General features: G+C 34.0%; 20 protein-coding genes and 1 pseudogene. 9 read left to right on the forward strand and 12 right to left on the reverse strand.

The genetic code is table 11. The annotated features are described in order from the left end of the window. Positions 1-325: 325 nt before the first annotated feature. A complete protein-coding gene (locus BG04_RS02835) occupies positions 326-1,369 on the forward strand; it encodes an ATP-binding protein (RefSeq protein WP_034650003.1) in 1,044 nt (347 codons plus the stop codon). Positions 1,370-1,675: 306 nt separating this feature from the next. On the opposite strand, the gene sda is transcribed toward BG04_RS02835, so the two are convergent. Both sda and BG04_RS02845 read right to left on the reverse strand, forming a co-directional pair. Further along, complete coding sequence (gene sda, locus BG04_RS02840) at positions 1,676-1,828, reverse strand: sporulation histidine kinase inhibitor Sda (RefSeq protein ID WP_025751414.1); 153 nt, start codon at positions 1,826-1,828, stop codon at positions 1,676-1,678. A 290-nt stretch (positions 1,829-2,118) separates the two neighbouring features. Continuing rightward, positions 2,119-3,651 (reverse strand): ISL3 family transposase, encoded by a 1,533-nt coding sequence (locus BG04_RS02845; protein ID WP_034650889.1) that lies wholly within the window; start codon positions 3,649-3,651, stop codon positions 2,119-2,121. Positions 3,652-3,831: 180 nt separating this feature from the next. Here BG04_RS02845 and istA point away from each other — a divergent pair, with 180 nt between their 5' ends. Then, on the forward strand, positions 3,832-5,418 hold the full coding sequence (gene istA, locus BG04_RS02850; protein ID WP_034656357.1) for an IS21 family transposase: 1,587 nt from the start codon (positions 3,832-3,834) through the stop codon (positions 5,416-5,418). Further along, positions 5,409-6,176: an IS21-like element helper ATPase IstB gene (istB, locus tag BG04_RS02855; RefSeq protein ID WP_034656340.1), complete on the forward strand. Its 768-nt coding sequence runs from the start codon at positions 5,409-5,411 to the stop codon at positions 6,174-6,176. The genes istA and istB overlap by 10 nt, the downstream gene beginning before the upstream one ends. 104 nt (positions 6,177-6,280) lie before the next feature. Here istB and BG04_RS02860 read toward each other — a convergent pair whose 3' ends face one another. Both BG04_RS02860 and BG04_RS02865 read right to left on the reverse strand, forming a co-directional pair. After that, on the reverse strand, positions 6,281-7,813 hold the full coding sequence (locus BG04_RS02860) for an ISL3 family transposase (protein WP_034650889.1): 1,533 nt from the start codon (positions 7,811-7,813) through the stop codon (positions 6,281-6,283). A gap of 257 nt (positions 7,814-8,070) precedes the next feature. After that, positions 8,071-8,310 carry a hypothetical protein gene (locus BG04_RS02865; RefSeq protein WP_034650000.1) on the reverse strand — a complete coding sequence of 80 codons (240 nt, stop codon included), beginning with the start codon at positions 8,308-8,310 and terminating at the stop codon, positions 8,071-8,073. Positions 8,311-8,626: 316 nt separating this feature from the next. Here BG04_RS02865 and BG04_RS02870 point away from each other — a divergent pair, with 316 nt between their 5' ends. Then, complete coding sequence (locus BG04_RS02870; protein ID WP_034649997.1) at positions 8,627-8,950, forward strand: hypothetical protein; 324 nt, start codon at positions 8,627-8,629, stop codon at positions 8,948-8,950. 220 nt (positions 8,951-9,170) lie between these two features. Next, on the forward strand, positions 9,171-10,007 hold the full coding sequence (locus BG04_RS02875) for an STAS domain-containing protein (RefSeq protein WP_034649995.1): 837 nt from the start codon (positions 9,171-9,173) through the stop codon (positions 10,005-10,007). A gap of 320 nt (positions 10,008-10,327) precedes the next feature. On the opposite strand, the gene BG04_RS02880 is transcribed toward BG04_RS02875, so the two are convergent. Continuing rightward, complete coding sequence (locus BG04_RS02880) at positions 10,328-10,801, reverse strand: hypothetical protein (protein ID WP_034649993.1); 474 nt, start codon at positions 10,799-10,801, stop codon at positions 10,328-10,330. Positions 10,802-11,251: 450 nt separating this feature from the next. Next, positions 11,252-11,524: a GlsB/YeaQ/YmgE family stress response membrane protein gene (locus BG04_RS02885; RefSeq protein ID WP_034649992.1), complete on the reverse strand. Its 273-nt coding sequence runs from the start codon at positions 11,522-11,524 to the stop codon at positions 11,252-11,254. A 711-nt stretch (positions 11,525-12,235) separates the two neighbouring features. On the opposite strand from BG04_RS02885, the gene BG04_RS02890 reads away from it, so the two are divergent. Next, positions 12,236-12,976: an alpha/beta fold hydrolase gene (locus tag BG04_RS02890; protein ID WP_034649990.1), complete on the forward strand. Its 741-nt coding sequence runs from the start codon at positions 12,236-12,238 to the stop codon at positions 12,974-12,976. 141 nt (positions 12,977-13,117) lie between these two features. Here BG04_RS02890 and BG04_RS30855 read toward each other — a convergent pair whose 3' ends face one another. Further along, complete coding sequence (locus tag BG04_RS30855) at positions 13,118-13,273, reverse strand: hypothetical protein (protein WP_168797088.1); 156 nt, start codon at positions 13,271-13,273, stop codon at positions 13,118-13,120. Between the two features lie 278 nt (positions 13,274-13,551). After that, a complete protein-coding gene (locus BG04_RS02895; RefSeq protein ID WP_034649989.1) occupies positions 13,552-14,547 on the reverse strand; it encodes a DUF3231 family protein in 996 nt (331 codons plus the stop codon). Between the two features lie 697 nt (positions 14,548-15,244). Between BG04_RS02895 and BG04_RS02900 the strand changes: the two genes are divergently transcribed. Together BG04_RS02900 and BG04_RS29285 are read left to right on the forward strand one after the other, a co-directional pair. Continuing rightward, a complete protein-coding gene (locus tag BG04_RS02900; protein ID WP_034649987.1) occupies positions 15,245-15,475 on the forward strand; it encodes an alpha/beta-type small acid-soluble spore protein in 231 nt (76 codons plus the stop codon). A 149-nt stretch (positions 15,476-15,624) separates the two neighbouring features. Further along, positions 15,625-15,693 (forward strand): annotated as a pseudogene (locus BG04_RS29285) (hypothetical protein); the annotation flags it as partial. A 274-nt stretch (positions 15,694-15,967) separates the two neighbouring features. On the opposite strand, the gene BG04_RS02905 reads toward BG04_RS29285, so the two are convergent. Together BG04_RS02905 and BG04_RS02910 are read right to left on the reverse strand one after the other, a co-directional pair. After that, positions 15,968-16,276 (reverse strand): hypothetical protein, encoded by a 309-nt coding sequence (locus tag BG04_RS02905; protein ID WP_034649986.1) that lies wholly within the window; start codon positions 16,274-16,276, stop codon positions 15,968-15,970. Positions 16,277-16,330: 54 nt separating this feature from the next. Further along, entirely contained in the window at positions 16,331-16,822 is a 492-nt protein-coding gene (locus BG04_RS02910) for a DinB family protein (protein WP_034649984.1), read from the reverse strand. Between the two features lie 285 nt (positions 16,823-17,107). Here BG04_RS02910 and BG04_RS02915 point away from each other — a divergent pair, with 285 nt between their 5' ends. After that, positions 17,108-17,665 carry an isochorismatase family protein gene (locus tag BG04_RS02915; protein ID WP_034649981.1) on the forward strand — a complete coding sequence of 186 codons (558 nt, stop codon included), beginning with the start codon at positions 17,108-17,110 and terminating at the stop codon, positions 17,663-17,665. A 571-nt stretch (positions 17,666-18,236) separates the two neighbouring features. Here the strand turns inward: BG04_RS02915 and ftsW are convergent. After that, positions 18,237-19,427, reverse strand: a complete 1,191-nt coding sequence (ftsW, locus tag BG04_RS02920; RefSeq protein WP_034649979.1) for a putative lipid II flippase FtsW — start codon at positions 19,425-19,427, stop codon at positions 18,237-18,239. Between the two features lie 42 nt (positions 19,428-19,469). After that, positions 19,470-19,727: a hypothetical protein gene (locus BG04_RS02925; protein ID WP_034649978.1), complete on the reverse strand. Its 258-nt coding sequence runs from the start codon at positions 19,725-19,727 to the stop codon at positions 19,470-19,472. Positions 19,728-19,929 lie beyond the last annotated feature (202 nt).

Below are 19,929 nucleotides of genomic sequence, written 5' to 3' on the forward strand. Positions count from 1 at the left end.
ATAAATTACGATTAATAACAAAAAGAATCCTTTGCTTCTATCAGCAAAGGATTTTGAAATTTATTGGAATAGGGGGAATACTTTATTAGTCTGGCCAGATTTGTAGATTCATATACATATATCTTTAAAAATAAAGTCTGTATTTTATAATTCAATTTCCTCCTTTTGTAGTTAATAAAAACAAACCATACCTACTTGGGTATGGTTTGTTTATTATTTACTTTCATTCTAGGAATATTTTCTAGTCAATCATAGAATATAAATAGGTAAAAAGGGTTGATTATAGATAAAAAGGGTACTTTTAAAGTAAAAGTGAGGGATAGTCATGGATATACGAATTCAGTCTACAGACATAGATTTTCAACAGTTAATTGAATATTCCCTTAATTCTATTTTGATTATTGAAAAAGAAGGCCACATTCTTTACTGTAATAAGGTATGCTTGAATTTACTGAATGTAGCTACTCACGAGGAAGTCCTATATAAAAGTTGGTATCGTTTTTTACATCCTGACTTCCATGACGTGTTTAAAGAACGATTAAAAAGGGTTTTGGAGGAACAGGAAGCAGCAGAACTCATAGAACAAAGAATAATAAGAAATGATGGAGAATTTATAGAGATCGAAGTCATGTCTGCTCCTTATTACTTAGGTGATGAAGTCTTTGCACAAGTCATTATTCAAGATATTACCCATCGTAAATTAGCAGAGAAGCTTTTAAATGAAGGAGAAAAACTCTCGGCTATTGGTCAAATAGCAGCTAGTATTGCCCATGAAGTTAAAAATCCCCTTACAACAGTTAAAGGATTTTTACAGTTATTAAAAGAATCTCGCCCCCATTCCTATTTAGATATAATGGAAACTGAATTAGAAAAAGCATTTAACACTCTTCAAAATTTATTACAGGTATCCAAGCCGGACTTAGATGACGAACCTTTTGTTCCTATCGATATATGCAAAGAATTAGCATCTCTCTTATTCCTCTTTCAAGGAAGACTTTACAACGTGGAAATAGAGATGGACGCAATAGATTCTAAGCGACTGATAATAGGAAAGCGAAATTTATTACTAAAAGCTCTTTTTAACCTGATTAAAAATGCATTAGAAGCTGTTGAAGATAAAGGGAAAATAAAGATTGAACATTACTTTGATGAGGGATACATTCATATAAAAGTGAGTGACACGGGAGTGGGAATTCCTGAAGAACAATTAAAACAACTGGGAAACCCGTTTTTTTCCACTAAAAATGAAGGAACGGGTCTAGGTCTTACTCAAGTATTTGCCACTATACGTGAACACAGAGGAACTATCTCGGTTCAAAGTATTGTCGGGAAAGGAACCACTTTTCATATCAAACTTCCTCTTAACTAAATTATTTTGAAATGCTGTTGTGAGCGTGTTCAAGTTACAGTTCCTTTAACGTATTCTTTTAGAGAAGAAAAGGGATCAAAGCAAACGTATGCGGGATTTGGTAGTTGACGATAAAGATGTACCAAATTCCGTGTCATACTGACATATCAAATATTGTTTATTCCTTTTACTTACTTAACAGGGGAACCTTGTATCAATAGTAATTCTCTTTTATGCTGGTTTTTAAAAAGTTATATCTACATTATTAAAACTCAAAAGGATATTCGTTAATGTTGAGTCATTAATGAATGTTCTCAAGCCATTATCTCATTCCATATAATATTTGATTAAGGTACTTGTCAGAGGCAAACCTCTTCTTTTTATTTCTTTTTCAAGAATGAGAATGAACTCTCTTTCTAAGTTTAATTTTATAGCCTTATCATAGGATGTTAGTAAAAGTTCATCGACCAAATTTTCCATGTTATTACCCCTTTCCTGTAAAAGTAATACATATTTTCGAAAAATTCTTAATGAATTCCGATTTACAAATAACCCCTAATTTATATCTATTTTGTTCCCTCTCTTTTTTTTAGCAAACTTTGTTTTAGAAGGTAATTTTGTATAAATTCCACCCAAATTCGACAGGAAATCTCCCTTATTTCTATTTATTTGTGACTGCTAAAATAGCATGGCTCTTTCTCACTTTTGGTGAAGGTAAACGTCGCTATATGTCAAAGACATGCATTATTTTTTCAGAAAAACAACTCTACCTATAATAATGGTATGAGCACTCGTTTTTTCAACAGCTCATCACTTGCCCGACCATACATCATACGTTTTAACATCTTCACACGATGTATATGTCCTTCAGATAGCCCATTACTTAAAGGATCAACACAAGCAGCCATTACCCCTTGTAAATCTTTTTCTATATAGGTTATAAAGGTATCGAGAGCTGGAAACGAATACATTTTACATGTTTCAATCCAACCAGGTATGCCTTGATTACTACGTTTACTCACGATGTTTCTAAATTTACGTGTCACTTCAAATAATTGTGGTATTAATGGAAACTCTTTTAAACATGCCGAAGGTAATGAATCTAACCAGTTTCTATTCTTTTCACTCCATATTTTCCACAGTAGGGAAGCTCTAGACAAAGAATGCGTTGTGGCACTGGCTCTATATTCATGACGAATTCTCGAAACGGCTTCATTTAAAGTAGAGCGACATCCTGTATAGCCTATCTTTTTAAGTTCTGCCTCCATACGACTCGTCGTCCACCCAGATAGGTTCCATTGACGTAATTGATTTAGGAATGGATCTAATAGTCTTACACGACTAATAGGCTCTTTTTTCTTGCGTCTTAAATCTTTATAGACTGTATTACGTGAAATATGCATTTGACGCGAAATCCAAGCAATGGATTTCCCTTTTTCTTTCCACTCTTTCACTTCTAAGGCGCGTTGCCAAACTTGCTCAGCATACTGATGGCGTTGAACATCTGTCTTGCGGATAATAAGTGGTTCTGTTGTAGGATTTTTATATTCTGTTTTTCTCCATATAGATGGAAAAGATTGTTGTAAGGTCTCTCGAATTGCTGTAAATAAACCTTTCAGAATATGCCAACGGTCCGTAATCTGATAAGCATGAGGCAGCGCTTGAGAGATAGCCTTAGCGTATGTGAAAGAACCATCACGAGTCACCGTTTGAATCGTTGGATGCTGTTCGAGCCATTTTACGACTGTTTCTTTATCTCTCCCATTTAAAATAGCGATGGGTCTTCGGGTTTCTTGATTGATAATAATCGTACCGTAACGACAACGCTTCTTAAATGCAAAGTCATCAATCCCAATATGAACCGGCGGTTCATAAGAAGGCAGCTTCAATTTATGAAGCAGGCGTAAAAGCGTATGATGACTGGTTACAATACCTAGATGCTTAGACAGCCGAGATGCTACTTTGCAGCTCGTAGATAGTGCGATTGACTTTAACATCTCTTGTAAACGTTTGGTTTTGCGTTGATAGGTCCCTAACCACGTAAATCTTTCTGTAAAAATAGCTTGTGGGCAACTACAGTCATCGCAAAAAAACTTACGTGTTTGTATCTTTATATATGTTGTTTTACCATACGCCGGTACATCCTGAAGGGATCGAACATATTGGCTATGAATACGGTGAGATAGAGTATGACAAGACGGACATATACAAGAGGAATGTTTAGATTTTACTAGATACATATAAGATTGATCTTCTTGTATAACTCGTAAGCATTCTATATTAGTGAAAGAAGAAAAAGGCATGTTGAGATTCGCTCCTTTTTATTTCACTATATCATCTATAAAGCACCTTCACCAAAAGTGAGAAAGAGCCAATAGCATTAACACTACACGCTCGAATAGCGTGAACAAAAATGCTGAAATTCGTGAACACTTCCTTAAACAATAATCTATCACGTAAGATAAAGATACGATATTTACGTGATGGAGGATGGAAAGGTGGATAAATGGAACGTGTACATGAATATTAAACGCTTAAGAAAACAAGGATTCACAATTACTCAGGTAGCTAGAAAATTAGGCATTTCGAGGAATACCGTGTATAAATACATGAAAAAAGATCCTGAGGAAATGGCCTTATGGATGGCTAGTTCTCATAAAAAAAGTAGAAAGTTAGATAGATATAAAGAGGTTATTTTAGGTTGGCTGGAAAAGCATTCAGACTTAACAGCTGCACAAATTCAAGACTGGTTAAAAGAACAGTATCCCGACGTCAAAGTTGGTGATAGCACAGTGCGAATGTATGTCGCATCCCTTCGGGATGAATACGGTATTTCCCGAACCGTGCCTACGCGACAATATGAAGCCATTCCAGATCCCCCGATGGGACAGCAAGCACAAGTTGATTTTGGAACATGTAAAGTACGAAAAGGAGAAAAAACAACAGAGATACGTTTATGGTTCATCACATTCGTATTGTCACACTCTCGTTTTAAATATGTGGAATGGTTAGACAGGCCCTTCACAACAAAGGATGTCATTAACGCACATGAACGAGCCTTTGAATATTTTGGAGGAATGCCGAAGGAAATTGTGTACGACCAAGATATCTTAATCTCGGTGAATGAAAATGGGGGAGATATTCAGCTAACAGAAGCGTTTCAAGGATATGTCACCTATCGGAAATTCAAGGTCCATCTATGTAGAAAAGCAGATCCTGAAAGCAAAGGGAAAATTGAGAACGTCGTTGGATATATTAAAAAGAACTTTGCCAAACACCGCCCTTTTTATAACTTAGAAAAATGGAACGAAAAAAGCCTGGGATGGTTAGAGCGTACAGCCAATCGAAACATTCATAATACAACAAAAAAGAGACCTATTGAGGTACACCAACTCGAAAAGGAACACCTTCAATCGATCTCTTTCATTCAGAACAATCTTAGTATAACAAGGATTGTACGTAAGGACAATACCATTCGATTTCGTTCAAATCGTTATTCAGTTCCGATTGGAACATACAAACCTACAGAAGAAACCACTGTATACCTTACGGTCACAGCAGAACAAGAGTTGATTATACAAAAACAGAGCTCAAGTGATATCATTCTTGCCAGGCACCCACTTTCACTAGACAAAGGGAAGCTTATTCAACACCGAAACCATAGGAGAGATTGGAGTAAAGGCATACCCGAATGGATTGATAAGATGAGCCAACAATTTGAAGATTCCACTCAAGCCTATGAATATCTAGAGAAAGTTCGTCAGAACTATCCGAGATACATCCGGGATCAGCTTCAAATTATAGAAAATATCCGTACAAATTATCCTACAACTATCCTTACACAAGCATTAGATCTTTGTATGCGTAAAAAGCTTTATAGTGCAAATGACTTTCGTGATGTGATTCAGGTACTCACCCAGAGAAACCCTCAACAATTACCATCTAAAGATACTTTTTACACACCACCATCGATTGAAACACAAGTCCATTCATCTATAAAAGCAGACACAAGACCTCTGGACATGTATGTATCCATATTGAAAGGAGACGACGAATCGTCATGCGTATAACAAATGAGATGGTGCAGCAAAAACTAGCAGAGTTACAGTTTAAAGAGGTCTCAGTTTCTCTTTCGGAATTTATTCATACGTCTGAAAAAGAACAAGATTCATATCAAGCTTTTTTATATCGTATTTTATCTTTTGAAACTAAGCGCCGAGAGGATAACAAAGTACTAAAACGTTTAAAACTAGCCTCTTTTCCCTATCAGAAGACATTAGAAGACTTTCGAATAGAGGAACAACAGTCATTAAGTACCAAGCAATTAAATCAGCTGCGAGAGCTTACTTGGCTAGAACAAGCATATAATCTTATCCTTTTAGGTCCGCCAGGTGTTGGGAAAACTCACCTGGCAATCGGATTAGGAATAGAAGCTATTTACCGAGGATATAAAGTGATGTTTTTAGCAATGGGTGCGCTCGTACGAGCGCTAAATACACAGGATATTACGAGAAAATCACAAACAATAGTAAAACGTCTTTTAAACGCAGACTTAGTCATCATTGATGACATCATGTATATGGCGATGGATCAACAAGAAGCGAATCTCTTTTTTCATTTTATTAATCAACTGTATGACCGAACCTCTATTGTGTTTACATCCAATAAAGGACCAGAGGAATGGGGAGAACTGATTGGCGATCCGGGTATTACAACAGCTATATTGGATAGGATTATCCACCGAGTAGAAGTCATTCATTTAAATGGAGACAGTTATCGCATGAAAAATCGTTCTACTATCTTTGGATCAATAAGTGTTCATGAATAATTAGCACGGAGTGTTCACGAAGTCGGCTCTTTCTCACTTTTGGTGAAGGTAAACGTCGCTATATGTCAAAGACATGCATTATTTTTTCAGAAAAACAACTCTACCTATAATAATGGTATGAGCACTCGTTTTTTCAACAGCTCATCACTTGCCCGACCATACATCATACGTTTTAACATCTTCACACGATGTATATGTCCTTCAGATAGCCCATTACTTAAAGGATCAACACAAGCAGCCATTACCCCTTGTAAATCTTTTTCTATATAGGTTATAAAGGTATCGAGAGCTGGAAACGAATACATTTTACATGTTTCAATCCAACCAGGTATGCCTTGATTACTACGTTTACTCACGATGTTTCTAAATTTACGTGTCACTTCAAATAATTGTGGTATTAATGGAAACTCTTTTAAACATGCCGAAGGTAATGAATCTAACCAGTTTCTATTCTTTTCACTCCATATTTTCCACAGTAGGGAAGCTCTAGACAAAGAATGCGTTGTGGCACTGGCTCTATATTCATGACGAATTCTCGAAACGGCTTCATTTAAAGTAGAGCGACATCCTGTATAGCCTATCTTTTTAAGTTCTGCCTCCATACGACTCGTCGTCCACCCAGATAGGTTCCATTGACGTAATTGATTTAGGAATGGATCTAATAGTCTTACACGACTAATAGGCTCTTTTTTCTTGCGTCTTAAATCTTTATAGACCGTATTACGTGAAATATGCATTTGACGCGAAATCCAAGCAATGGATTTCCCTTTTTCTTTCCACTCTTTCACTTCTAAGGCGCGTTGCCAAACTTGCTCAGCATACTGATGGCGTTGAACATCTGTCTTGCGGATAATAAGTGGTTCTGTTGTAGGATTTTTATATTCTGTTTTTCTCCATATAGATGGAAAAGATTGTTGTAAGGTCTCTCGAATTGCTGTAAATAAACCTTTCAGAATATGCCAACGGTCCGTAATCTGATAAGCATGAGGCAGCGCTTGAGAGATAGCCTTAGCGTATGTGAAAGAACCATCACGAGTCACCGTTTGAATCGTTGGATGCTGTTCGAGCCATTTTACGACTGTTTCTTTATCTCTCCCATTTAAAATAGCGATGGGTCTTCGGGTTTCTTGATTGATAATAATCGTACCGTAACGACAACGCTTCTTAAATGCAAAGTCATCAATCCCAATATGAACCGGCGGTTCATAAGAAGGCAGCTTCAATTTATGAAGCAGGCGTAAAAGCGTATGATGACTGGTTACAATACCTAGATGCTTAGACAGCCGAGATGCTACTTTGCAGCTCGTAGATAGTGCGATTGACTTTAACATCTCTTGTAAACGTTTGGTTTTGCGTTGATAGGTCCCTAACCACGTAAATCTTTCTGTAAAAATAGCTTGTGGGCAACTACAGTCATCGCAAAAAAACTTACGTGTTTGTATCTTTATATATGTTGTTTTACCATACGCCGGTACATCCTGAAGGGATCGAACATATTGGCTATGAATACGGTGAGATAGAGTATGACAAGACGGACATATACAAGAGGAATGTTTAGATTTTACTAGATACATATAAGATTGATCTTCTTGTATAACTCGTAAGCATTCTATATTAGTGAAAGAAGAAAAAGGCATGTTGAGATTCGCTCCTTTTTATTTCACTATATCATCTATAAAGCACCTTCACCAAAAGTGAGAAAGAGCCACGAAGTCTTGACGGTCACATTTATTAAAGAGAAATACCTATAAATTTAAGATCAAAATGGAGAATAACAGAAAAAGGTGTAGAAAGAAATTTTCATTAAGCCAGGTGCAGTCTCCTTACTTCTCCAAGAATTCTTTTTTCAATTGGTTCCTGTAACAGTGATTATGTAAACTTTAAAAGTGGATTACTACTCAGTGACTTCTTTTTCCACAGTACTTATTATTCTATACAAAGCTAAAGATGTAGTCTCCACATCCGGAAAATATTCAATATGGCCCGTTTCAATATTCTTCACTTGAAAATTCTTTAGTTCTTTAGAATAACTGAGAGAAAAGGTATGATTTCCACTACAAAAGGTATGAGTGATTTCACTATCTTCATATCGTAATAACGTTTCTAACATTTCTTTGATTTTTATTATTGTCATGTATCACCAAACCCCTTTCTCACTATTTAAAGAAATTTTACAAATTAAAGTTTAATTCATTTTAACATAGGGTATATATTCAGGTTATTACCTTCAATAATTGAAATAAAGATTTTAAAAATGAAATAAATTTGTAAAAAAAACAAAAAATGTAATGTTGTATTGAGATTAGGTGATATATGACAAATGCAACATAGTTTGAAACTACAGATAGATATGGTATAAAAGATGCAAATAAAATATATGTTTTAGGGGTAAAGATACAAAGAATCTTATTTAAAAATGACATTTTTGGGGAGGTAGGTGGTATCTGAAATTGAGTAGTGCACCTAGATTCAAAATGCAAATATACAGTCCTCTGTCGGGATATAAGGACCTTTATCATTTTAAAAAAACAAAAGAGGGTTGGACGTTTGAAAACTATAGATATAAGGGTGAAGTAGATAAAGGTGGTAATCCTTTATTTTATAGATCCCTTATTACTGAATCCATTTCCTGTCCTGATCATCTAGAGGTTTATATTTCTAGTGCATGGGAGAATGTTGACACGTTAAATAAAGAACAAATGCAGAACATTTTTGATGAACTATCTGAATGGATATCAGACAGTGGAAAAAATTCTATTGACCCTTTATCATAGTGAAAGAAGTGGCACTACTATGGGTATATCCAGGTTTGAAGATTCATTATAAGAGTTTTGTTATTTTCACCTAAAAACATATCTAGTGTCGTTAGCAAAAAGAAGAAGGCCTTTCCTTTATATAAAAAGACTAAAAATAACAATAGATAATAATTCATTTAGAGATATGGATTAATTAAGGATAATGATAATCAGCAAACAAATAAGGGGTGTATTCAAAATGGAAGCTATTTATAATCAGAGAGAGAAAATGACTGATTTTATTAGAGATAATAAACAAAATTTCCAGGATAAACTCTTATCGGAGGCGGTTAATGTAGCCTCTAAAATTAACGACATTTTAGAAACTGGAAATATTGATCTTTTAAAAAATGCTCAAAAGTTATCTCTATATGTAGTGGAGCAAAAAGAAGAACAACTCATTGCTTTTGCTGAGCAAGAAGGTGTAGCTTGGGCGGAGCACGCTTTAACTCTTGCCTTCAAACTAGAATGGGTACAGGCCATTAGGCGAACATTGTGGCATTTTCTCTATCAATATGATCGAATAAATAACCATTTTAAGAGCCGTGAAGAATTTTATGCCTTAGAGAAGCGTATTAATGATAAGATTGATCAATTTCTTAACACTTTTCTCATTAGTTATTCCAAATATAAAGATGAATTAATTGCCTCCCAGAGGGACTTAGTTGAACATCTATCGGTACCCATTATACCACTTAGCCAATCTGTAGCTGTATTACCATTGATCGGAAGGGTTGACACATATCGTATCCAAACGATTGAGGAGAAAGTACTGACAAGCATCTCAGATTTAAGGATTGAAACATTAATTATAGATCTTTCTGGAATTGCTAATATGGAGATGCATGTCATTGACCATTTTCAAAAAATATTAACTGGAATTTCAATGATGGGATGTAAGGCAATTCTTACAGGTTTACGTGCTGACCTGGTGCGAACAATGATTCACTCAGGAATCTCCTTTGAAGACAAGGCAGAAACAAAAGGGACGTTACAGCAAACATTAAAAGAATATCTAGAACTCCATCAAATGTAGGAGGAATAGGTAAGTGTACTCTACACAAAGAAATGGAAATGAATTTATGAAATTAGAATCGTTTTTGAAAAAATAAATCAGTATTCAGAAAAGCATTATAGGAAGGGGTCAGTCCCAAGATATAATGCTTTTTGCGCCTAGAAAAGCATTAAGGTAGCTAAAAATGTAGGGAGTATACAGCTTGAAAACAGAAAAACTACTGCTCCCACACATACAGTAGTTTTTCTGTTACACATATCTTAAGTTTAAGTACTGATGCCTCACGGCGTCTTAATTAGTTTTACGTATAGTTAAAACTTTATTCGTTTTATCCTCACGTACTAAGATCTTTTTCTAGATAAAGTGTTATCTTTTACATACATTTCATAGTGTCCATTTATGTAACTAGACACCTTTAGATTAAGTAGAAGAGCTTTTAGGTTAACTATTTTTTCAGTATCTAATCCGCACTCTTTTGCTATATCTTCAATTCCTTTTTTACTGATTTGTATATTATCTTCTAAATCGGTTACTGTTTCTTTACTGTACTGGAAAGGAACTTCATCTATAACTTCTGTAATTAATTGATCCTGCCCTTCACACTCTAGTCTCCCTTTGACTGCAGCGTGTTTTCCAATTAATACAGCCTGCTCTTTTATATCCGATAAAAGAATCATTAATCTAATTCGTTGATTCATTAGAATATGGTGATTATCAAAAATAGAGACAATTTCGGTTTGATAATCATCCATGGTTGTGTGAAGTTGATGTTTTGCTTCTCTTATTACTTCTTCGCTATTTTTAATAAGTATCATACTTAAATTCTCTGCCCTCTCCTTATCATATATACTTTTATTATAACAAATCATAAAAAGGGGACGTCATTTTTCACTAGCTATCACGATAAATAATGTATATAAACAAATATTATCCTGGATTCATTAATCACTAACATTAATTGCGGGGAAATATACCGGCTCATATTTTTAAAAGATTTACCCCAATAATAAGCGACCTCATTAATTTCAATTAGAATTATAAGGTCGCTTATAAGATATGCTGATTCAATTTTTATGTTTTTTCCGTTCTTTTATTGCAAAGCAATTGTTTTATCATTAAACTCTCGTCTCATTTTCAACATCTTTATCCATTGTACTAAGCACATAAATAAGGTGAGAATTTAGTTTGAATTGCTTCTCTTCAATAAAGTCAGATAACATTAGAATGGTATTATTAGTCATTACAATTTACATTTTATCTCTTTCTCATGCATGATGACCATGATTATTCTTCTGTCCCATTTTGCGCATAATAAAGCTTACAATTAATACTAAAATAATCGATCCAATAATAGCTGGGATAATTGCAAATCCACCTACGACTGGTCCCCAATTACCTAAGATAAGTCCACCTAACCAGGCACCAATAAAACCAGCAATAATATTACCGATAATTCCACCAGGGACATCTCGGCCTGTAATTAAACTAGCAATCCAACCAATAATCCCTCCAACAATTAGCATCCATAGGATTTCCATTAAGAATCGTCTCCTTATTAAAAGATTTATTTGACTTTACCCCTAAATGAGACGAATTAATCGTGGGATTTTTTTCTTGTTTAGAGGCTCTTCTCTCAATTACTTAGAAAATTCCACACAGATTTCTTTAAATAGTTACTAAGCGCTATTCCTATTCACCATGTGAGTTTCCTAAACAAAAATATGCCATATATCATAAATTTATTTGCTTCTATGGGTCGTGTAATTCGTTTTATGATATCTTAGTGATCTCCTTTTTATTTCATTCAAGTGATAAGAACCTATTCTTTTATATAAAAAAGAGAAAAACAATCCGATTTAGAGATCAATTGTTTTTCTCGACAAATATATAGCTTCTACTATCTAGATATTCTTTTTTTACATCCATATTTAAGTGTTTTTTTTAGAAATACTATCTGATTGTATAACTCGTTCTTAGTAGGTAGATGTCTACACTTCTCATAATCCGCAATTAAACATTTAATCTCCCTATGGAATAGGAAACGTTCATAGTTATCGAGTATGTCCTCCCCTCCTGATGTTATTTCTTTTACATTACCCCTTCGACACATAATGACACTTGATTTCTGATAATACCTGTTATGTCAACTAATTTTGCATATGGTATGCATTAAATTATAACGATTCACCCCTTTATTATAGTAATATTTAAAGTGATATTTTATATATTCTGGAAGGAGTTATATTTAAATGAAAAAGGATTTAGAACGTGAGGAACTAGTTGATATAGGTAGTTTTCAAGTATATACAAAAATATTTGGAAGAGATGAAGGATCTCCAACAGTTATAATGGATGCAGGTTATGGTGATTATTCTAAAGCATGGACAGAAATAGCGCCATCAATTGCTAAATGTACAAGGGTTCTTATTTACGATCGAGCTGGCTTAGGAAAGAGCACTATAAGCTCTAATAAAAGAGTTAGTTCTGAAATGGTTAAAGAATTAAGAATGCTACTAGGAAAATTGCATTTAACTCCTCCCTATATATTAGTTGGTCATTCTTTTGGTGGGGTAAATGTTCGATTGTATACTTCTTTGTATCCCAATGAGGTGGCAGGTTTAATCCTTGTAGATTCAACTCCAGAGGATTATAGGCAGCGTTTCCTTCCAATCATGCCTTTAGAATTTCAGGAAGCTTATAATAAACAGTTTATCCATGAGGGTACCTATGACCAATTTATGGAGAGTTTAGAACAAGTAAAAATACATAGAAAAAAACTTATAGATACACCCGTTATTATTCTTGCAGCAGGAAAAAAAGCTTTTTATTCGCCTGAGGCACAAGCTTTATGGCTGCGTATGCAGGAAGAATTATTGGACTTATCAACCTGCAGTTCGTTAGTTATAGCACCTAATAGTGGACACTATATTCAAAGAGATGAGCCGGATTATGTAATAAATGCAATTGAGAGGATTCTTCAAAATTCATAATCAGCTACCTATAAGGGGAGCATACCAGTACATTATGGTAACTAATATAATGCTCGGGATAGGGGAAATTACTAGAGAAAAATAATCAACAAAAACACCGTTTCAAATAAACGGTGTAATAAAAATTCGTCCTAAAATAATCTAGCTTGGATCATTTTCATCTAAAGAGAGAGTAGTTACGTTAGTATATTCTCCTTTAGAAATTTCCTCTGGGGTTGCATCTTTTTGCAATTCATCTTCAGTATTCATTCCTTCTGCAATTGTTGGTTTATCAGTTGAATTTTTTTGTTTTTTCATCCAGTACACTCCTTTCAGGTTTATTTTTCCCAACAATAAACCTTTCATCCTCTGGTTATAAATGAAAAGATTTTAAACACGCTACTTAGCATATAATTTCCGATAAGCGCCACTATGTTAACTAAAAATATATAGCGTATACAACTTAAAAACAAAAAAACTACTGCTCCTGAACAGTAGTTTTTTCTGTTTACACATAATTTTATACGGAATGATGATTTACATCATCTTTAGTAGTTTGCTCGAACTATTAAACATTATTCATTAAGAACGTTTGTCTAATGACCTAATCTTTTACGGTCATCTGCTTGAGGTGGTTGCTCTAACCATTGATTATCAATCATTTCTTTCCCAATACGATTAAACATCCATAAACTAGTTAACGCAGCCTTTTCATTAATTATTGCAATGTCGGCTCTCATACTTGAGATGAGAGCTGCGTTATAATAGGTTACTGCTACACCATAAAAAAATCCTGTTTGGAGAAGCATAAGCCTATCTGAAAATGGAGAAACAGTAGAATTTGTAACTTCTGTCTCAACTGATTTAGGTAGATGAATGTTCTCTTTGGTTAATAAAGATGATAAAGAAGTTATGTGATTGGTCGTAGTTTGTACACTTTTCTCTAGTAATGCTCGCACGTTTGGATTTTTTGAAACTTGTGTAAAACCAAAGATCATCGCTTTCGCAATCATTGCTTTGTTTAAATTAAAATAAGTATGTCCACTTTCTATTGCATTCATGGGTCTCTGCTTACCGAAAACATCGGTTACATAGCTGTATTTTTTAATCATTCCTACCTTATTAGGTGTTATATATATGGGTGGCTTCAGATAAAGTTGTTTTGAAATAAGAAGGTCCTTAGCTTTCTTATATATTTCCATCGCATCAAGATTACATTGGTAATAAAACTCGACAATATCTTTACGTATGGAAGTCGTAAAAGCTAAGCTCATTTCATTATGTCCGTGTGTGCTCATCATATAAAGGGATTTGAGACACAAAACATCCGTAAATAGAGAAGGGGCTTCTAAGTTAAGATCCTCTTTTGTAAAACCATTAGGAATAGGAAACTTCTCTTTCTTAAATAACGCTTTTAAGGTATCTATATGGTTAAGTGAGTACTGAAGAGCTGTTTGAAAAAGGCTATGTATTTCAGAATCTTGGATCGTGTGAAGCATATATTTATTTACACAGACAGATAATGTTTCACGTATATAGTGTGTCCATAAGTTTGCAATTTCAGGAGATGTTAATCGATTCTTTTCTTGCAATTTTCTTTTCCTCCGTATAAAAAACTAATTTTTTTTAGTTTTCCCTTTTTTTAGGCTTTCATACAAATTAGGTTTTCCTCATAATAGTGCCGATAATTAACATTATGGTACCTAAAACGAAATAGATAAACATATGTTCTAACATTGTTATGTATAGGGGTGTTAGATATGGGAGTCTCTTTTAATAATGGTGAAATATGTGTTGAAGAGATAATCTGCGGATCATTTATAGAAATAGGAATTACCTTCATAGCTCTATTCGTTATATATGTCGGTTACGAAGTGATCTACAAGAAATAAATAATCTATTCAAAAATAGTGCATTACTTATTTTTGTGCCGAAAACAAGTACTATGTTAATTAGAAACGTATGAAAAAAGCACTGGATTTTTATCAGTGTACAACCTTTTGTCCTCATTGGTTATACTTATTCTCAATGTTTAGAGCAATTAAGATTCCTTCTTTTAAGGAAAAAGGAATATAACGATGTCGTTATATTCCTTTTCACACATGGCAAACATAAATTTTGAATCAACAAAGAGATGAAAGCACTGAATTTCGTTATTTCTTGATGAAAATTTTTTCTTTCAACAGGTTTATTATCACTGAATTCTATCTTATTATCCATCCAATATTTACCTTGTATTCTTTTTTTGAACAAAAGGAATCTTAAAAGCATACAAGGAGGTGAATCAACATGTCAAACAACAACAGTGGTAGTCGTAATCAATTATTAGTACGTGGTGCTGAGCAAGCAATCGATCAATTGAAATATGAGATCGCTAGCGAATTTGGTGTAAACCTTGGTGCTGAAGCAACAGCTCGTGCAAATGGTTCAGTAGGTGGAGAAATCACAAAACGCCTTGTAGCAACTGCTCAACAACAATTAGCTGGTGGCTTTTCAGGACAATCTGGAACTTCTCGCTAATAACTCGTGAAGAATTATAAAAGGTTAGATAATTAAATAGGTCTTGATGGCTTTGGCTACCTACATTTGTAGGTAGCCTTATTGTTTTTAAGAAAACATCTCTTCACACTTGACGCCTTGGTTATAAAAACCTTTCTCATTTTAGCAGACAATTTAAAAGGTGGACTGGTTTAAGTCCTACAGAATTTCGGAAAAATTCTCTTCTGTATTTTTTCTAATATTTAACAATTATCCATAAATCCGTATACTGGAAATTAGCTCTTTCTTTTAGAATAGGCATAATTCCTATTTCTAAAAAAGATTGTAGCAATAAACAATAGAGAAAAGGAGTATGGAAAGTTCACTCTTTCTGAGCTTTCCATACTCCTTTCGTTATTTGTTGAAGTAAATCTAATAACTAACTTTTAGTAATGTAGGTTCTCGTAATTATGCTTAATGATGACAAATAACGATTTTTTCTTCAACATAAACAGTAGTTAAAAAGTTTATCATTCAATTAATGATATAAATTCTCCATATGTTCTTCCTTTTGCTATCTATAAAATTACCCCATCTTTCTCCTTGGCTAATATAATCATTAAACGTAGCATTCTTCATTACAATATGACCTCCACATTTATCTGCCAATTGCTTAGCAGACTCTTCATCAATAGGAAATGCTAACGATTCATCATTAGTAAATTCGTAACTGGATACCTCTTTCTTTTTTACGTTCTTATACGAATGGTATACGTAATATAATTTACCTACCTTTATAAAATAGTATGGGTAATCTCTGTTAGGCAACTTACTTCCCTCCATTCTATCCCCTTAAAGCCCCTATAATGGAATAACTGTAAAGATAATGAAGTTTTTTTAAAAGCTGCGTTTCCCTGCCCAAGCTCCCTGCATTTTACTTAGGAATACAATTTGCCCAATATGATATGCATTGTGCAGTGCTAAACTCTTCAGTTCAAGCACTAATGACCTTTCTCCAGGGATCTGTCTATATAAATCTTCATGCTCTGATTTTGCTAGTATTTTTTCAAGTTCACGATGAACATAAAAGTATTCTTGCTTTGTTTCCTTCCAATTTTGAAACGTCTCAGTTGGTAATCGAAATGTAGATTCATTATCTTCTGCCTGTGGTTCATTCGCTGTTTCACCATGAAATCGCATCAGAAGTCTCTTTTCATAGAAAAGTAAATGACAAACTAATTCCCAAATGGAATTCATTTCTCCATCAACTGGTTTCCAAATAGCCTGTTCAAGCGTAGTACCCTCTAGCACTTTTTCAAGTGGTGGAAACCAGTCCTCTTTATCTAAGCAGCTTGCCCATTGTTGTAACAGAAGTATCTTTACATCCATTTTCTATTCCCTCCATTTCTGAATCCTTCAATCGCTTTATAAGTCCCTATTACTATCTTACATGGACTTAAAAAGATAAATTCCTTCTACGCCAAAGGGTTTCCTTTTTCATGTGTTCCGGAAAGCGAGATTATGGTAACTAACAGTGTACGGGAGATACACTGTGCGTTGATTATCAAAAAGAGATAACAATTTAAATAAAAGGTTATCCCACGATTATAGAGAAAACCTTAATATGAAAAAGAATAGATATAGAAATTATTTTTATATAAGGAGGATTTATCTATGAAACAAGCTTTACTTATTATTGATGCTCAACAAGAATTAATTGATGGTAACAAAGAAGAGGATAATGTTTTTGATAAAAAAACATTGTTGAACAACATTAACTTAACTATTGAAAAAGCACTAATCTCAAATTCAATGATTATTTTTATTCGGGATAAAGATGTTGCTTCTGGTCGAGGTGATGGATTTCAAATACACCAGGATATTAAGATACCTAATGAATCAAAAATATTTGATAAGGAAGCAACAAATTCATTCTATGGAACTCCATTGTTGAGCTATTTAACAGAAAATGAAATAGAACATCTAGTTATTATGGGATGTCAAACAGAACAGTGTATCGACACAGCTGTAAGAACTGCCACAATCAATGGTTTTGATGTCACTTTAGTTCGAGACGGACACTCCACAAAAGATTCCTCAACTTTATCTGCCCAACAGATCATTATGCATCATAATGAAATACTTGATGGTCATTATAATGTTGAACATTTTTCTGATGTTAGGAGTGCTCAAGAGGACTTATTTCAACCACGGCATAATAATTACCGATAACACGTTTTATGTAAAGTAGCTCTGTATATTAATTGTTTTTTTTCTTTCAAAAAGGGGAAGGACCAAATAAGATCATGTTAATTCTTAGAGTTAACAGTTTTCCCCTTTTTCAACCTATTTCGTTGGATATAGGCGCCATAATAGGCGTCTTTTTTTTTGCACAAAAAAGGCAATCTACTACGTTTTCATGAATATAGATAGAAGAATAATGAAGAAAGGGAAGGTGTGAGTGATAAGAAAGTTATCTATTCCTATGTTAATCTTAATGATACTATGGACAATTATTCTTTGCCTAGAAAAACAAGTTACTGTGGCCTGTTTTCTATGGATCGTTTATAGCGCCTTACAGTTTTTTCGAAGGGCATAATTTTTATCTTCTAAATAAAGATTTTTAGGAAAGTATATGTATCGTACATAAGAGGATTTCTAATAGACTTTTGACTTCCTTTAGCCATACTACAAACTTAACCTCCTTACATAAACAAAAGACACTGGCTCTTAACCAGTGTCTTTTGTTTATCATTTCATTTTATCCGCAATAATTTTATAGAAATGTCATTCGAGTAAATTATTAGACGCTTTTCAGTTCCCTTGGATCTGTTACTTTATTTTTGTATTTCTTTTCATATTTATTAAACATGGATATATTCGCTAGTACTCCTACAGCAAACATAAGCAATGTAAGAGAAGAACCACCATAACTTACAAAAGGTAGCGTTACACCTGTGATAGGAAGAAGGCCAGTTACTGCTCCTAAGTTAACAAATGCTTGAATGCCAATCATGACCGAAATACCGATAGCTAATAAGGCACCAAAAGGATCGTTGCATCTTCTTGCTATTTTTAGGCCTTGCAAGATAATAAAAAATAGTAACCCTAATACAAGCAGTACTCCCCAAAAACCTAATTCCTCAGCAATTACCGCCATAATAAAATCTGTATGAGATTCAGGTAGATAACCGGCCTTTTGAATGCCTTGTCCTAACCCTTCACCTGATAGTCCCCCAGTTCCTATAGCCAGGTAGGAATTAACCAATTGGTATCCATCTCCTTGCTGATTCGCAAAAGGATGGAGAAAACCAGTAAAACGAGCTAAACGAACAGGAGAAAAAACAGTAGCCATCTGTCCTGTTACTAATAAAACGATTAGCATAATGATTACACCTATTACTCCCAATAAAGCAATCTTTAGCATGGATTTTCTAGAGATACCTGAACATAAGACAATAGCTGCAACTGTGCCTAAAATAAGAAGAATTCCACCGTAATCGGGTTGTAAAGCAATTAAGAAGCAAATAAAAAATACGATAAGGATAGGTGGAATAATAGCGCGCTTTAAATCGTTGATATACTCTTGTTTATTCGCAAAAACAGCCGATAAATATACAATAATCGTTAGTTTCGTAAATTCAAGTGGTTGTATTCTAATCGGACCTAGTATAAGCCAACTCTGTGCATTTCCCGCGGTATGGCCAAAAATAAGGACCAAAGCAAGAAGCGTAATTACTGTTATTAATAAGATTTTTAATACTTTTTTCTCTCGATAAATTTTATAGGGAATAAAGGCAGAAACACAGAAAAAGAAGAAGCCTGCTATCAGAGCAAGTTTTTGCTTTTGATAAAAATAATCCCCTTCAACACCGTAACGACTAACCGCCGTTACCATACTAGCACTGTAAACCATGACTAAGCCGATGAGACTTAGAACAATTAGGGCTACAATAAATTTGTAATCATAACATTTTACTATTCTCTTAAACATAAAAACTCCTCGTTCCTTGCAAGTATAACATTCTTATTTTCATCATAAAAAAAAGATTCTTAGTAAATTATATAGAGTAAAAAGAACACTCAATAGTATAATAACAGTTCCTCGCGCTTTGTTCTTTCCGACGATATAATCATTTACACCATGTAAGATAAAAGATACTGCAACCATAAGAACAGCTATATTGTACCAGTAATCGCTATCAAATAGCCAAGCTATACTCATACAAATAAGCAATACAATCAACGTTGCATTTCGAATTCGACTATCAATAAAAATTTGTGCGTATTTCATGAAAATCTCCTATTACTTTGTCTTTTATTATATATAGTTACCTTTTATTCTTTCTTATCCGTCTCATCTTATTATCTTATATACTTCTTAGACGTTCCTGTTTTTAAGATTAATAATCCTCTTTCTTCCAAAAAGTTAGGAAATATAGAACATTTTGGTATATAATAAGTCGTTTTATATGTTTTAATTATAGACATTAGGA

Origin of the sequence: Priestia megaterium NBRC 15308 = ATCC 14581, assembly GCF_000832985.1 — a bacterium.
Classification (GTDB): domain Bacteria; phylum Bacillota; class Bacilli; order Bacillales; family Bacillaceae_H; genus Priestia; species Priestia megaterium.

What these genes read in the sequence shown, in the direction of transcription:
- BG04_RS02875 (WP_034649995.1), top strand. Translation starts at nt 9,171, where the DNA reads ATGGAAGCTATTTATAATCAGAGAGAGAAAATGACTGATTTTATTAGA.
- istB (WP_034656340.1), top strand. Translation starts at nt 5,409, where the DNA reads ATGCGTATAACAAATGAGATGGTGCAGCAAAAACTAGCAGAGTTACAG.
- BG04_RS02845 (WP_034650889.1), bottom strand. Translation starts at nt 3,651, where the DNA reads ATGCCTTTTTCTTCTTTCACTAATATAGAATGCTTACGAGTTATACAA.
- ftsW (WP_034649979.1), bottom strand. Translation starts at nt 19,427, where the DNA reads ATGTTTAAGAGAATAGTAAAATGTTATGATTACAAATTTATTGTAGCC.
- BG04_RS02885 (WP_034649992.1), bottom strand. Translation starts at nt 11,524, where the DNA reads ATGGAAATCCTATGGATGCTAATTGTTGGAGGGATTATTGGTTGGATT.
- BG04_RS02910 (WP_034649984.1), bottom strand. Translation starts at nt 16,822, where the DNA reads ATGGATGTAAAGATACTTCTGTTACAACAATGGGCAAGCTGCTTAGAT.
- BG04_RS02890 (WP_034649990.1), top strand. Translation starts at nt 12,236, where the DNA reads ATGAAAAAGGATTTAGAACGTGAGGAACTAGTTGATATAGGTAGTTTT.
- BG04_RS02865 (WP_034650000.1), bottom strand. Translation starts at nt 8,310, where the DNA reads ATGACAATAATAAAAATCAAAGAAATGTTAGAAACGTTATTACGATAT.
- sda (WP_025751414.1), bottom strand. Translation starts at nt 1,828, where the DNA reads ATGGAAAATTTGGTCGATGAACTTTTACTAACATCCTATGATAAGGCT.
- BG04_RS02860 (WP_034650889.1), bottom strand. Translation starts at nt 7,813, where the DNA reads ATGCCTTTTTCTTCTTTCACTAATATAGAATGCTTACGAGTTATACAA.
- BG04_RS02835 (WP_034650003.1), top strand. Translation starts at nt 326, where the DNA reads ATGGATATACGAATTCAGTCTACAGACATAGATTTTCAACAGTTAATT.
- BG04_RS30855 (WP_168797088.1), bottom strand. Translation starts at nt 13,273, where the DNA reads ATGAAAAAACAAAAAAATTCAACTGATAAACCAACAATTGCAGAAGGA.
- BG04_RS02880 (WP_034649993.1), bottom strand. Translation starts at nt 10,801, where the DNA reads ATGATACTTATTAAAAATAGCGAAGAAGTAATAAGAGAAGCAAAACAT.
- BG04_RS02915 (WP_034649981.1), top strand. Translation starts at nt 17,108, where the DNA reads ATGAAACAAGCTTTACTTATTATTGATGCTCAACAAGAATTAATTGAT.
- istA (WP_034656357.1), top strand. Translation starts at nt 3,832, where the DNA reads ATGGAGGATGGAAAGGTGGATAAATGGAACGTGTACATGAATATTAAA.
- BG04_RS02925 (WP_034649978.1), bottom strand. Translation starts at nt 19,727, where the DNA reads ATGAAATACGCACAAATTTTTATTGATAGTCGAATTCGAAATGCAACG.
- BG04_RS02900 (WP_034649987.1), top strand. Translation starts at nt 15,245, where the DNA reads ATGTCAAACAACAACAGTGGTAGTCGTAATCAATTATTAGTACGTGGT.
- BG04_RS02905 (WP_034649986.1), bottom strand. Translation starts at nt 16,276, where the DNA reads ATGGAGGGAAGTAAGTTGCCTAACAGAGATTACCCATACTATTTTATA.